Source organism: Halodesulfovibrio sp. MK-HDV, assembly GCF_009914765.1.
Classification (GTDB): domain Bacteria; phylum Desulfobacterota; class Desulfovibrionia; order Desulfovibrionales; family Desulfovibrionaceae; genus Halodesulfovibrio.
This window is the reverse complement of sequence record NZ_WYDS01000029.1, coordinates 14404-28338: the sequence shown is the minus strand read 5'-3', so window position 1 is coordinate 28338 and position 13935 is coordinate 14404. Positions and strand designations below refer to the sequence as shown.

General features: G+C 44.3%; 10 protein-coding genes and 3 tRNA genes. 6 read left to right on the top strand and 7 right to left on the bottom strand.

Annotation, left to right across the window (positions count from 1 at the left end; all coding sequences use genetic code 11):
• Nucleotides 1–8: 8 nt before the first annotated feature.
• The 3 genes from MKHDV_RS17470 to MKHDV_RS17460 form a co-directional block, all read right to left on the bottom strand.
• Nucleotides 9–83 (bottom strand) — tRNA-Gly (locus MKHDV_RS17470).
• A 30-nt stretch (nt 84–113) separates the two neighbouring features.
• A tRNA-Gly gene (locus tag MKHDV_RS17465) sits at nt 114–188 on the bottom strand.
• An 89-nt stretch (nt 189–277) separates the two neighbouring features.
• Nucleotides 278–352, bottom strand: a tRNA-Gly gene (locus tag MKHDV_RS17460).
• Between the two features lie 522 nt (nt 353–874).
• Here MKHDV_RS17460 and dksA point away from each other — a divergent pair.
• The 3 genes from dksA (at nt 875) to MKHDV_RS17445 (ending at nt 3919) form a co-directional block, all read left to right on the top strand.
• A complete protein-coding gene (gene dksA / locus MKHDV_RS17455) occupies nt 875–1237 on the top strand; it encodes an RNA polymerase-binding protein DksA (protein WP_160717613.1) in 363 nt (120 codons plus the stop codon).
• A 6-nt stretch (nt 1238–1243) separates the two neighbouring features.
• Nucleotides 1244–2842, top strand: a complete 1599-nt coding sequence (locus MKHDV_RS17450; protein WP_160717611.1) for an NFACT RNA binding domain-containing protein — start codon at nt 1244–1246, stop codon at nt 2840–2842.
• Nucleotides 2843–2950: 108 nt separating this feature from the next.
• Complete coding sequence (locus MKHDV_RS17445) at nt 2951–3919, top strand: NAD(P)-dependent alcohol dehydrogenase (RefSeq protein WP_160717609.1); 969 nt, start codon at nt 2951–2953, stop codon at nt 3917–3919.
• An 81-nt stretch (nt 3920–4000) separates the two neighbouring features.
• Here MKHDV_RS17445 and MKHDV_RS17440 read toward each other — a convergent pair whose 3' ends face one another.
• From MKHDV_RS17440 to MKHDV_RS17425, 4 genes are all read right to left on the bottom strand, one after another.
• Nucleotides 4001–4450: a hypothetical protein gene (locus tag MKHDV_RS17440; RefSeq protein ID WP_160717607.1), complete on the bottom strand. Its 450-nt coding sequence runs from the start codon at nt 4448–4450 to the stop codon at nt 4001–4003.
• Between the two features lie 161 nt (nt 4451–4611).
• The gene (locus tag MKHDV_RS17435) at nt 4612–5772 is read right to left on the bottom strand and encodes a SufD family Fe-S cluster assembly protein (protein ID WP_160717605.1); all 1161 of its coding nucleotides are present in this window, start codon (nt 5770–5772) and stop codon (nt 4612–4614) included.
• A gap of 2 nt (nt 5773–5774) precedes the next feature.
• A complete protein-coding gene (locus MKHDV_RS17430) occupies nt 5775–6572 on the bottom strand; it encodes an ABC transporter ATP-binding protein (RefSeq protein ID WP_160717615.1) in 798 nt (265 codons plus the stop codon).
• 138 nt (nt 6573–6710) lie between these two features.
• Complete coding sequence (locus tag MKHDV_RS17425; RefSeq protein ID WP_160717603.1) at nt 6711–7478, bottom strand: rhomboid family intramembrane serine protease; 768 nt, start codon at nt 7476–7478, stop codon at nt 6711–6713.
• Between the two features lie 485 nt (nt 7479–7963).
• On the opposite strand from MKHDV_RS17425, the gene MKHDV_RS17420 reads away from it, so the two are divergent.
• The 3 genes from MKHDV_RS17420 to MKHDV_RS17410 all read left to right on the top strand — a co-directional run bounded on the left by MKHDV_RS17420 (nt 7964) and on the right by MKHDV_RS17410 (nt 13878).
• Nucleotides 7964–8692, top strand: coding sequence for an ABC transporter substrate-binding protein (locus MKHDV_RS17420; protein WP_216846958.1), 729 nt, complete (start codon nt 7964–7966; stop codon nt 8690–8692).
• A gap of 183 nt (nt 8693–8875) precedes the next feature.
• Nucleotides 8876–11959 carry a histidine kinase dimerization/phospho-acceptor domain-containing protein gene (locus tag MKHDV_RS17415; protein WP_160717599.1) on the top strand — a complete coding sequence of 1028 codons (3084 nt, stop codon included), beginning with the start codon at nt 8876–8878 and terminating at the stop codon, nt 11957–11959.
• A complete protein-coding gene (locus tag MKHDV_RS17410; RefSeq protein ID WP_160717597.1) occupies nt 11950–13878 on the top strand; it encodes a response regulator in 1929 nt (642 codons plus the stop codon). Before MKHDV_RS17415 ends, MKHDV_RS17410 begins: the two co-directional genes overlap by 10 nt.
• Nucleotides 13879–13935: the final 57 nt, after the last annotated feature.

The window sequence follows — 13935 nt, the reverse complement described above, 5'->3', positions numbered from 1 at the left end:
TTTTTTAGTGGAGCGGGAAACGAGATTTGAACTCGCGACTCCAACCTTGGCAAGGTTGTACTCTACCACTGAGTTATTCCCGCTCTTAATATGTCTGCTTATTTATTTTTTAGTGGAGCGGGAAACGAGATTTGAACTCGCGACTCCAACCTTGGCAAGGTTGTACTCTACCACTGAGTTATTCCCGCTCGTGTTGCTTTTCAGCAATGCAGTCAGCTTTTTAAGGGACTTTCTTATGATAATCAAGTCCTAAATTGACTGCGCCTAAATTTTTTAGTGGAGCGGGAAACGAGATTTGAACTCGCGACTCCAACCTTGGCAAGGTTGTACTCTACCACTGAGTTATTCCCGCTCGTTGCGTTGAAACTTGTTTGTCCCAACGGGGGAGGGGTATACGCAGAGGGTAGAAACCGGTCAAGCAAAAAAGATAATTTTTTTCTATTTTTCAACAAAATACCACAAAACGACTACATGAAGTGCGTATCTACTCTTACGGAGTGAGTGCGGCATGTAGTTGTTGGGTTCGTGCAGATGTGTGGCTTGCAAAAACGAGCGTATTCCTGCTTGCCGGAAGTGATAAACTGTAAGCTTTTGTTCAGTGGTACATATTATTAAGTCAAGTCGTATGGTTAATGTGTTCTTTAATAATGGTAACCTTACTTTCTGACGTTACATTTAATGGGATACAGCACAATTTGCCCAAACGCATTATAACTCATAACGAGAGCTTTGCTTTTTGATATATTTTAGTTTATTGGATTGTTCTTCTTTATGGTAATGCGCATACGACCACACACTTGGCGTTATTTGCAGTGCAGTTTTGGCAGTTATGAGAGTGACTGCCTCAGTTTGATAGATGCCGAGGAGGACATACATGGAACAGAAAGATCTTGATCATTTCCGTACAATTCTGCAGGGGATGCTTGATGAAGCACAGCAGAAAGGTGACGCAACTCTGGACGATCTGACTGATAATAGTGAAATGTTTGCAGATCCTGCAGACCGTGCAACCGCTGAGTCTGATCGCGCGTTTACATTACGTATTCGTGATCGTGAACGTAAGCTCATTAAAAAGATTCGTTCTGCTATTACTCGTCTCGACGAAGGCTCTTTTGGCGTTTGTGACGATTGTGGCGAAGATATCGGTATTGCACGACTGGAAGCACGTCCTGTTACTAAGCTATGCATTAATTGCAAAAGTAAACAGGAAGAGGACGAGCGCCAGCGCGCTGACTAGTAAACAATGGAAGCACATTTCTTTAGGCGGCTGTGCGTAGAACTTTCAGTGCACCTTACAGGAGCACGTATTGAAAAGTTCTTTGAGCCAGCCCCTGATACAACTACAATAGTAATACACCGCACCGGCCGGAAGCAGAATCTACTGTTTCAGGCCGGTCGCCGTTTTCCCCTCCTATTTCTCAGTGACAAACGTCCTGTTAATCCGGACAACCCCTCTGCAAAATCAATGTGGCTGCGTAAGTATGCCGCCGGTAAACGACTGGGAACTCCTGTTGTTGACTGGTGCAATCGTCGCATTGCTTTTCCGCTTACAACAACCCCTGTAACGTGGCTTGTGCTTGATTTATGTAATGGCGTGTTCATTACAAAAGAAGAGCCGGACTGGGCTGGTTTTGAACCAGCATGGTGTGAGCCGGAAGACTTACCGCAAGTCTTAGCCAGTAGCGATGTGTGGAGCAAGTATCCACAACTGACCCCGCCGTTACGAAAAGCACTTTCAGCACTTATTCATGATGATCCGATGGATGCGCAGGCTTTATTCGTAGACTTGGAATACGGCTACGGTACTGTTGAGACTCAGGAAGATCTTGATGAGCTTGGTGAAGTCTATCTATATACTAAAGATGGCAAGCCGACCGATGCGTATGTCTGGCCGTTACCGGAAGCAATTCGCGGAAAGCGTGAAGAAAAGCCGATAGCAACAGCTATTGAAGCTGCCACTGCCATTGGTGAAATGCGTCTGTTTGCGGAGCTTGCTCAGGCTGAAGCTTCGATTACAGCCAAGCCGGTTGTTGCTGCATTAAAGCGAACAAAGAAGACCATTGCTCGGTTGAATCAGGAAAAAGATCGTCTTGAGCGCATGATTGCAGGACAGCAGCAAGCCGTACTTTTGCAGGCTAGTCTGTGGCAAATTGATGCAGACCGTAAGCTTCCTTCTATCACTCTGACAGTTCCGGAAGGTATTGAAGGATTGGTGGCTGGCGAAGAGTGCACGATCACGCTTGATCCTCGAAAAAGCATTCGTGAAAACATGGCGCACCTGTTTAAACAGGCCACCCGTGGTAAACGCGGTATAGATATGCTTGCTGAACGGCGTCAGGTTCTTGAAATGCAATACGCACGGCTCCAGCGTGGCGAGGGTGAAGTTCCCAAGTTACAAACGGAGAAGAAGCTTAAAGGTGGCGCGTTAAAACGTCAGCAGAAACACCAGGCAAAGGATAAATTTATTCAGCGCTTCAGAAGTTCTGACGGCTTTCTCATGCTTCGCGGACGTAATGCTCAAGGGAACCATGAAATTCTGAATAGAGTTTCATCCTATGATTTATGGTTCCACGCAGAAGATGGACCGAGTGCCCACCTTGTGTTGCATTTAGATTATCCTGATCAGCAGATTCCTGAGCAGACCTTGAACGAGGCCGCTATTCTTGTTGGCGTTAAAAGTTGGCAGCGAGAAGATGAACAGGCTAGCATTATGTTTGCCCGGGTGAAAAATGTACGCAAAATTAAAGGCGCTGCTGCCGGTAAAGTGCGTGCGGAAGCTGAGGGCTCCCTCCTTGTAAAACTAAATCCAGAGCTTGAAGAGACCCTAAAGTCAAACATGTAAGTTGCGTTCTTTGTCGTTACTGCGAAACAATACTGCTTATACCTCGGAACCTTAGGTAGACTGGTGAAAGTATGTTGCGAAAACGTGTAACAAGGAGTCGTTTCGCATATGTCTTTTCATCAGCAGACCATGACCGTTATGGTCTTGTATCCAGAACGCGAACTCGAACAGCAGATTGTGTTTGAAGAACGTCCTGTTCCTGTTCCCGACAAGGGTGAGGTGCTGGTGCGAGTCCGTGCAACATCTATTGGCGGGCGTGACAAGCACTTGTTTGCCATGGATGAGTTGGGTTGGCGTACGAAAAGACGTCGTGCTGAACGGGGTGTCATTACGGGATATGAATTTTCTGGAACTGTAGCTATCGCTGGTAAGCGCTTTAAAGAGGGCGATGATGTTTTTGGATATACAGACTTTCGTAAGGGCGGAGTTGCCCACGCGGAATATGTGTGTGTGTCTGAAGGCATGATTTTTTATAAACCTGATAAGCTTAGCCATGTGCAGGCTGCGACAGTGCCTGTTGGCTGCATGACATCCATGCGAGCCTTGCAGGTGTTGGCAGGTTTAAAAAAGAACCAGCGCATTCTGTTAAGTGGTGCTTCTGGTGGTGTTGGCATTTATGCTGTGCAATTTGCGAAAATGCTCGGTGCAGAAATAACCGCTCAAGGGCGTTCATGGCACCAGCATGAATTGCTGCGACTTGGGGTGGACAACTTTATTGAGTACACACAGGAAGAAATTCTACATTCTGATGAAACCTATGATGTTGTTTTTGATGTGGCAGGGATTTGGAATCTTGAAGAGATTGCTCCGCATCTTACATCAAAAGGTGTCTATGTTACGACTCATCCAGAACGCGACCGGTTAGGCATCGTCTCTTCATACTTCACCGCTAAGAAATCAAAATATCTTTTCGTTTCTCAAGGAAACACTAAAATTCTTGCTTCCGTGGCTGTTCTTTTTGATGAAGAAAAGCTTGAGCCTATAGTAGGAAGCGTTTCGCCGTTTTTAGAAGCTCAAAACGAGTTTGTGCCGCAGAATAATAAGGTTGTAGGGCGCAGGGTGCTCTCTCTTGAATAATGGTATGTCACGTATTCATTATTCAAGTCAGCAGTAACGAATGCTTCTTCATCCCTTTGTACCCTAGCGCCAGCTACGGCTCTATCCAAAGAACGCGCCTTTTAATTCATCAAGCATACTTTTGATGGAATCTTTCAATTCAATTAGCAACTTTTGTGCTTCTTTTGTCTCAGCTTTTAGTTCTTCAAGCTCATCCTGCATGTCTTTCTTGCATAAGGTGTAGTCTGTTGTGGATTCAGCGCGATCCATTATGGTCTGTTGTTTTTCATCAAGGCTGCGAATCATTTTTTCAGATCGTTCCTGAGAGGATTCAACAAAGTCATTAAACGAAGTGATCTCATTTTCGTTGGCACGCTTGTTAATGGCTACAAGTGCTTCTGTGGATACTTCGATAGATTTGGCCAGTAAACGGGCGCTGCTTGCAAGCGGCTTTGCGTAATTAATACATTCTTCGTTAGCGTATGCTGGCATGCTGAAAGACAGCATGTATGTGCAGATGATAGCAAAAGCTATTGTTGCGAATCTCTTCACAATAAATCTCCTGTAGCTTGTCATAAAATAGTACTGAATTGTTAAACTGTACTGTTTTCATGACGTTTCATTCCAGTATAGTTTGTGTGCTGTATCATACAAAAAAATCCCTCTGAAGTACGGCTTCAGAGGGATTTTTTATTTTGTGCGAAAAGAGCAGATTACATTGCGTCGCCTGCGTCGAGCTCATCAATCTGCTGTTCAATAGCATTTTGAAGCTCTTTAGGAAGCCCATCCATTTCTACGTTAAGGAAGCCGCGGACAATGGTAGAGGTTGCTTCGTCTTCGTCAAGACCGCGAGCCATGAGGTATTCAATTTCTTCCTGAGCGATTTTACCAACGGCAGCTTCGTGAGAAAGCTCAACACCGTCCTGATCGGAATCAAGTTCAGGAATTGCATGAATACGGCCGCCGCCGAGAATAAGACCTTTGCATTCTAGGTGACCGCGAGCAGGTACAGCATCAGCACCAATGTAACCACGGTTGATAATAGTACCACCGGTGGTCAGTGTGCGTGCGATGATTTCTGCACGGGTGTTAGGGGCCTGCATTTCAATGCGGTTACCGCAGTCAATGTAGGAGCCTTCCGGAGCAACGATTACAGAGTTGAATCGTGCCACAGAGTTTGCACCTTTAAGGGTGATTTTCGGGTACATCTGCAAGTCTTTAACAGGCTTGAGCAGAACGTAGTTGCTAAGGAAAACAGCGTCTTCTTCCAGAACACCTGCGGAGCGTGGTCGTACTGCTGTATCGACACTCCAGTTGTGAATCATGGTGAAGGTAAGCTTGCCACCCTTATGAACGTAGAATTCGGAGATGCCGAGGTGGGCAGATTCTTTAGCACCGTGTGCAGTTGCACAACCGGAGATAATATGGAGCTCTGCGCCTTCTTCAACAACAACGATGTTGTGAACGTTCTGGGAGATGCCGGCTTTGTCGATGAAGAGACATGACTGAACAGGTTCAGTAATCTTTGCACCAGCTTTAGCACGAATGAAGTACCCGCCATGCAGGTTGTCATATGTTGCTCTGGTGAATTCATCTTTGTCTTTATCAACAAGCTGCCAGTAGTATTCCGGAAGACCGTCAAACTCTTCAAGGGCAGCTTTGATGTCCATAACTTCAAGACCTTCGCGGTTGGTCTTGCAGTGAACACCGGAGTGGTTCAAATGCATGAACGCGCCGGACTCACTTGGGTTGTTTACATCAATACCTGCAAAAAGCAGACGTTCTTTGTCTTCAGCAGAAAAGCCGGAGAAATCTTCGATAGCTGCTTCAGTAGCACCTTCAGTGCTGTACTGGGAAAGATCGATTTTTTTCATGTCTATGAAGCCTCGTTAAAGCTGGAGAGGTCGAGGATCTCGCCGGTTTCAGCGGAAAGACAGCGCAGACATTCCTGGTAACCGTGATTGGAAATATGATCGAGAATGTCGCGTGGGTTCGCTTCACAACAGAGCTTACCGTTGTACATTACCTGACCGCGGTCTGCATTCACGTATTCGAGAATGTGGCCGGTGTGGGTAATAATAAGACCGGAAGTGTTTGAACGCTTAATTGCCTTTTTCATGGTGCAGCCTTCTGCAAGGCCATCGAGCAAGTTACGTGCAGTTTTGCCGATGAGAGCCATGTTCTCAAGGTCAACGCCGGATTCTGGTTCATCAAATAAAACCATGTCAGGACGCTGTGCCATTAACTGGAGCATTTCGGAGCGTTTAATTTCGCCACCGGAGAAGCCCGCGTTAATGTCGCGATCGAGGAAGTTGCTGAAGTTAACTTTTTTAGCAAGGCCTTCAACATCAACTTCACGTCCCTGACCGCACATCCGTACGAGATGGCTGGTTTTAAGACCGTGAATTGTAGGAGGGCGCTGGAAGGACATGCCGATGCCGAGGCGGGCACGTTCATACATTGGAGCGTATGTAATGTCCTGACCCTTATAAATAATCTGCCCTTCAGTAACAGTGTAGTTACCAAAACCCATAAGGGTCATAAGCAGGGTAGTTTTACCGGAGCCGTTTGGGCCAAAGAGAATAAACGTTTCACCGTCTTCGATAATGAGATCAATTCCTTTCAGAACTTCTTTATCGCCGATGTTAACGTGAAGATTTTTAATTTCAAGCATGAGAGAACCGTCCTTACGGGATCCTTTTTCAGTCACGACTATTGTAACTGGACGTCCCGTTATGCGGTATCAATCGGCTCAAGTCAATCGTGTTTTGAGTTGCGAATTAATTCTTAAAGGTTGGTAAGTGGTGGCTTATCATTCTTTGGGATTATGAATCGTGTCGGACTTCGGTGCTATGATCTCTGGTCTGACAGGTGGTGTGCCTTCCGGTACTTTGCAGTAATAACACCGGTTCTTTTTACGAAACAACGGTAACAACAGAATGCCGCTGATGAATCCGCCGATATGTGCCCACCATGCTACGGAATTACTGGCATGACCGCTTAATGCTGCAATGCCGAGTACGACCTGTATTCCTACCCATAATAAAAGAAAGAAGACGGCTGGCAGATAAAAAAAGAATGGAATAATGACGATGGGAATGAGTGTAAGAACTTTCGCATGAGGGTACAGCAGGAAATACGCCCCCATAATCCCCGCAATAGCGCCGGACGCACCTACAACTGGCGCAGTACTTGTGGGGTTGAACAACATATTAACGAAGATAGCAACAATACCGCAGGTAAGATAGAAGAGTAAAAACCGCAATGGTCCCATCACATCTTCTATGTTGTCACCAAATATCCACAGGAACCACATATTAAAGATGATGTGTATCCAGCCACCATGAATAAACAGGTGTGTAATAAATACATATTCTGCATCAGGTGGAAAGTGCATACTCGCTGCCCATGTCGGGTCAGTAAAACGCGCAGGCACAACTCCGTATACATAAAAAAATTCAGTAAGCTGAGGTAATGGCAGTGATTTTTCAAATAAAAAGATTACAGAACATACTGCAATGATTGCATACAGCATATATGGTTTATGGACACGTGGTATAGAGTCGTGAAGTGGAATCATGCCTCACTATAAACCAAACATACTGACCTGCCTAGTACATTTGAAACAACACTTGTGTGTATAAAAAGTCAATTGTGACTAAATGCAAAGCATGAACACTGTATAATGAATTGTATATAGTGGAGTAGTGGAAATGTTTTATACAGTTGCGAAGGATTAAAGCTTTGATAATCCAGTAAAGTTAGGTACAACATTCTGTAATGTAACAAAAAAAATGAAAAAATAGAGTAGCTGTGCAGATAGGAAAGTCACTATAGCCTTCATTCAATATCGTGAATATGATTGAAAGATTGAAGGTTGGTGTTGTATTTTTCTCTTTTGTTAAAGGTAGATACGATATGTTCTATTTTTTGTGATTACAGGGTCGTATGTAACATATAATGCATGTTTGTTGCTATTCAGCGACTGCATAAGGAGCTGTTATCTCCTTGTGTTTCCATGTTTAGTATAATTATCATTACTAATATGACGGGGGTTGGGGCGCAATGAAACGTTTTTTACTGTGTCTTGTCATGGTGCTGTATGGCTGTACTTGTGCTGTCAATGCAAATGCAGAGTCCTTTGTTGTTGGATTAATGAATGCAGATAGACCGCCGTATTTTTGGAGAGACGAAACTGGCGGGTACAGGGGTCTCTTTATTGATGTCCTTGATGAAATTTCAAAAGAGACTGATTTTCATTTTTCATACAAAGCACTGCCGAAAGCGCGCATTCGTTTGTACATGAACGTAGGCAAAATTGATATTGAAATGGGAATTGCTAAGCAATGGCGCAAAAAGAAAGCAGAAATTAAGAACTCTGTTTATTCAATTCCCTTTATGAAATCGAAAGAAGTCTATGTGACAAGTTCAAAGCAAGGCAGTTTTGATTCAGAACTGAATATACCTATAGGTGATAAGTTCTGTGGAATTATAGGCTTCAGTAAGCCAAAGGGGTCTAGCGAAAAAAGTCGGGTAGATTTTTTATCGGAAGAGCAGCTCCTCAAAATGATAGATAAGAGGCGATGTGACTATACCGTTATGCCTCAAGATATTTTTCGTTATTTACTGCACGGGAATACATACAACGTGGTTGCATCTGACCCTATTTCGACCCACGCAATGCGGCTGCGGTTAAATAGGCAACATGAATGGTTGGTTTCGCGGATTGATGCCGCGCTACTTAGGATGAAGCACAACGGGCGACTCGCGATCATTCTTGACCGTTACAAGTAGATTTGTACACGGCACTCGGTAAGGCACATGGTGTTTCCGGTATGAAATTTCTTAGATTCATAAATGCTTTGTGTTTTTTGTTTTGAGATAAAATTTGTTGCATGATGTCTTGATTGGTTTCGGAATGCTCAGAATTATCACAATGATGAGCGTGCGGGGCGGAACCTGAGGGTGGAGAGAGCGGTGAAAAAATATCTTGAGTATGCTTTGAATTGTGTTGTTGCGTTACTCATATTTGTTGCGTTTGTACCTGTGGCAGAGGCGCAGATTGATGACGCATTTGCCAGATCTACGCAGAGCGGTTCTGAGCTTGCGAGTGAGCTATCTCATTTAAGTGCAGTCTTTTTGTACAACCTTGATGTGAGACAGCTTGAGGGAACACTTTCTGTTATCATTAAAAGGACACCATACATAAAAGCGTTGCGAGTGGTGGATACCATCACCGGTGAGCCGTTTTTTACCTACTATAGATCCCGTCGTGAGCATGTTTTTAATGAAAAAATACCTCTCATTGCTGAGCAGTTCCCAAAATATACATCATCCATCATTTATGAAGATAGCACGATAGGCAGGCTGGAACTTTTTTATCAGGACCCTTCACTCGGAACTAGTAAAGACAGAAGTGTGTGGCTTACTGAGGTAGAAAGCCAATGGTTGGAAGTTAATCCAGTAGTTCGTGTCGGAATTGAACAGTGGCCGCCTTTTAATTACGTTGTTCCCGGTGAAGGACCTAGAGGGATTGTTGTTGATCTCATGGCTAAAATGTCCGAGCGGGCTCCCGTGCGCTTTGAATACGTCCTCGGAACATTTTCTGAATTGATGGAAAGGTTTAAACAGGGCGAGCTCGATCTACTTCCAAATGTCTACTATCATCCTTCACGTGAGACTTTTGGCGATTTTTCAACGCAGTTTATGAGCGTGCGGGACTTTTTGTTTGTCCGGCAGGATGACTACTCCATAAAGAAGATGAGTGATCTGCGTGGAAAACGGGTTGCCATAGTCAAAGGATATCTAACAGCAGACCTGCTTCCAAGAAGATTTCCGGGTATCGAAGTCGTTTCAACTCCGGCTTTGGTAGATTCAATTGCCGCGCTGTTAAACAACGAAGTTGATGCGTTGTTGGATGCACATATGGCGGTTCTTTATGCACAAAAAGAGAACAGTCTTTCAGGCATTAAAGCTGTCCCGCAGGACGCATTCCCATCTCAGTCACTGCATTTTATTACGGCCAAAGATGAGCCATATTTGCATTCTATTATTGAAAAAACATTAAACTCTGTAAGCGAAGCGGACAAAGACGAAATAACAAAGCGATATGTTCTCGCCCGTAATACTGCAGTGCAGAGCCTGCCGAGTGAAAACACATTTGAAAGAGATGTGGCGCTGTTGTTTGTGCTGTTTTTTGCGCTGCTGTGTTCTCTCTTTATAACTGTTCGTGCGCTAAACAAAAAATCAAAATATAGTGAAGGACTTGCGTTCGGTTCGATTAATTTTGCGCGACTGCTGTTAATTGCAATCGCGCTGTTTGTGTTGTTCTGTTCTGGAACGTCATGGTTCATTTTAACAGAGAGCCGGAAAGATATTCTTCAGAAAGAGCAGCAATCGCTTGTTGAAAGACTTGAATCAACAGAATCTCGCTTGTTGCGCATGATTGATATGCACTCTCGTATTCTTCAGTACATGATAGGCAGGGGTATGTTTTTTACGCTCGTCGATCAGGTTGCGTCGCTGTCGGGCAATAGGGATACTTTTGAGTATATACGTGTATTGCAAGCACTGGAAAATTATTGGGAGCAGTATAGTGTTCTCTCCGGTGAACAGTCCCGCATTTTGTTATCAGTACAGGGGGAGGTTATTGTCGGCGACAAAAGCGATAAGGGCGCCAAGATTGCAAAGCGGCATCCTCGATTGTTCCGAAAAGCTCTTGCAGGGCAAACTGTTTTTGTACCGCCATGCTATCATGCGGATGCTCCAACAGGTGGGCAGCAGTGCGGTATGTATTTGCTTATGCCTGTTGTTAACTCATCCCGTAAGTCTGTTGCGGTTGTGGCGGCTCAGCTTGATGTGAATGAACACTTCTATCTTTCTATCAACGACACAACAACGGAGCAGCATGGAGAAATTTTTGCTGTTAACCAGTTTGGTGAAGTCTTATACGATACCTGCATACAGGGGCTTTCTGTTAATAACAAAAGCCATATTCAGGGGCACGTTAGCGCCTTTGCGGGAATAGATGTTCCATTTAACGTCGAGACAAAAGGGAGCACTCAAGCGCATCCGGGTATGCGTTTAGTTGAGTACCAGAACCCTCAAGGCGAAGGGGTATATGGCCTTGCTCGCTGGATTCCCGGATTAAATATCGGGCTGGTCGCTGAGAGCAAAGTAGCGGGAGTGTTAGAGCAGTACTCGCGGTTTAAATATAGTGTTATTGCCATCATGTTTCTTATGCTTTCGTTCACAATTCCATCTATTCTTTTCACGCTAAGCCTTGGCAGAAAAGCAAATAAAAGCCTTCTCCAATCAAAGGAAGAGCTGAAGCATAAAGTTTTTGAAAGAACTCAAGAATTACAGGATCTTGAAAAACAATGGCGTCTGATTTTGACATCTGTTGGGCAGGGGCTTCTTGGATTGAATAGTGATGGGGAAGTAATTTTTGCGAATGATGCAGCATTATATCATCTTGGATACTCTGATGATGAAATAATCGGGAAGAAGATTCTCGAGCAGATTTTGTTTACCTTTGAAGAAGATAATGAGCCAACTATTCCCCGATCCTGTATTTATGATGCGCTACATTCCGGACAGACAAGCACGAACAGGAATGAATTTTTTCAAGCGAAATCAGGGCATATTTTCCCTGTTGAGTACACATGCCGTTCTATTATTAATGAAGAAGAAATTCAGGGCTGCGTAATTGTATTTACCGATATTACACAACGTAAGCGGATGGAACAGGAGCTTGAGTCGGCTCGAATAACTGCTGAAGAGGCATCCAACGCAAAGAGTGAATTTCTGGCAAATATGAGTCATGAAATTCGTACTCCGATGAATGCAATTCTTGGCATGTCCCATCTGGCATTGCAGTCAGAACTCAACAGGCGGCAGCGTAACTTTATCGAAAAAGTACACAGAGCTGCGTATTCCCTGCTGGGTATCATCAACGACATTCTAGATTTCTCTAAAATTGAAGCAGGCAAATTACAGATAGAATCTGTTCCATTCTACCTTGATGACGTCATGCAGGATGTTGCGGGCGTGTGGGGTTGAGGGCAGAAGAAAAAGGGCTGGAATTGCTCTTTAGAATTTGTCCTGAAGTGCCGCCTAAGCTCATTGGTGATCCCTTGCGGCTGACGCAGGTGTTGATCAATCTTGGCAATAATGCGGTGAAGTTTACCGATGAAGGTGAGGTTGTCGTCACAGTTGATGTGGAAGTTGTGGCAGAAAACAGCATTACGCTTCTATTTTCTGTTCAGGATACCGGCATCGGCATGAAGCGTGAACAGATCTACAAATTGTTTAAATCCTTTTCTCAGGCAGACACTTCAACAACCCGTAGATATGGCGGCACCGGTCTTGGGCTTGTAATCTCTCGTAGTCTTGCTCAGCTTATGGGTGGAGAGATTTGGGTTGAGAGTGAATACGGAAGTGGAACAACGTTCTCCTTTAATGTGTGCCTTGCTGTTGATGTAGAGAGTCCAGAACAGGCTCCTGTTGCGTTGTCTAACGGTGCACGGGTGCTTGTTGTCGATGACAGTAGAACTTCACGCGATATTCTCTGCTCGTTGTTAACAGAGCTGGGGTATGTAACGGACGCCGTTGATTGCGGTATCGATGCTGTAAAAATGGTTAAAGAGTCTGTGAAGGCTGAACAGTACGAGATGATTGTTCTTGATTGGCGTATGCCTGATATGGATGGCATCACAACAGCAAGCTTAATTAAAGAACAGTATGGTTCGAAAAATTGTCCAGACTTAATTATGGTAACTGCATTTGGCCGTGAGGCTGCTACCGACGCTGCGGAACAAGGCATTATTGATGCTTGTGTGATAAAACCGCTTACCAAGAATTCACTGTTGCAGGTTCTTTCTTCCGTTAAAGGAATATTTAATGCGACAGAGAAGCGAAACAACGGACGTAAAAATGCTGTAGACAATGCATTGCAGCAACTCGCAGGCGCCGTTATTTTGCTGGTTGAAGATAATGAGGTAAACCAAGAACTTGCTATGGAATTGCTTGAGTCGAACGGTATGATTGTATCTGTAGCAACAAACGGGCAAGAAGCTTTGGATATTCTTGAAGAGAAAAAATTCGATGGTGTGTTGATGGATTGCCAGATGCCGGTCATGGATGGCTATGAAGCAACCCGCAGATTGCGTGAAGATGCCCGTTTTGCTGGGTTGCCAATTATTGCCATGACTGCAAATGCAATGGTGGGAGATAGAGAAAAAGTTATTGAAGTCGGTATGAATGATCATATTGCAAAGCCATTAGAACTACTTGATATGTTCTCAAAAATGGCTCGCTGGATCACCCCTTCCATTGGTGTAGAACTGAAGACTCAGGGTGCAGACAGCAGTGATACGCTGCCGAATATTACCGGTGTAGATTTTGAAAAAGGGTTGTCTACTTGTCAGCAGAATAAAAACTTGTTGCGGCGGTTGCTTGCACGCTTTGCAGAAACGCAGGCAGATTTTTGCATATTGATGAACGATGCGTTGCAGAAAAACGATATTGAAACAGCAAGCAGGTATGCGCACACTCTTAAAGGGGTAGCAGGTAACATTGGGGCAACAAAGATTCAGGAACTCGCTGCAGAGCTTGATGCAAATATTACTGCGAAGAATGGTAATGCGATGCAGCGTCAGTTAATAAACGCACTTGATGGAGCATTGGCTGTTACCGTGAATGACATCCGAAATAAACTTGTGCTTGCGCCTGTGATTTCTAATATTCAGCTCTCAAAAGAGATATTAGGTGACGAGCTGCTGCAATTACGTGCACTGCTGGATGATGATGATACCGAGGCTGTGGATTTGATAGAAGAGATCCAGCGCCATATGGGTGGCGCTCCGGATTTACAAAACCTTGTTCGGAGCATGTCGGAATTAGTACGTGATTATGATTTTGAAAATGCACTTATCCTTTTGGAAGAACTTGAGACAGGGGTAGAGAAGCTTTCTGCATAATAATTTGTTTAACTATGTAAAATTGAAGTGATAAATAAGTTTTCCTTGAAATGAAGA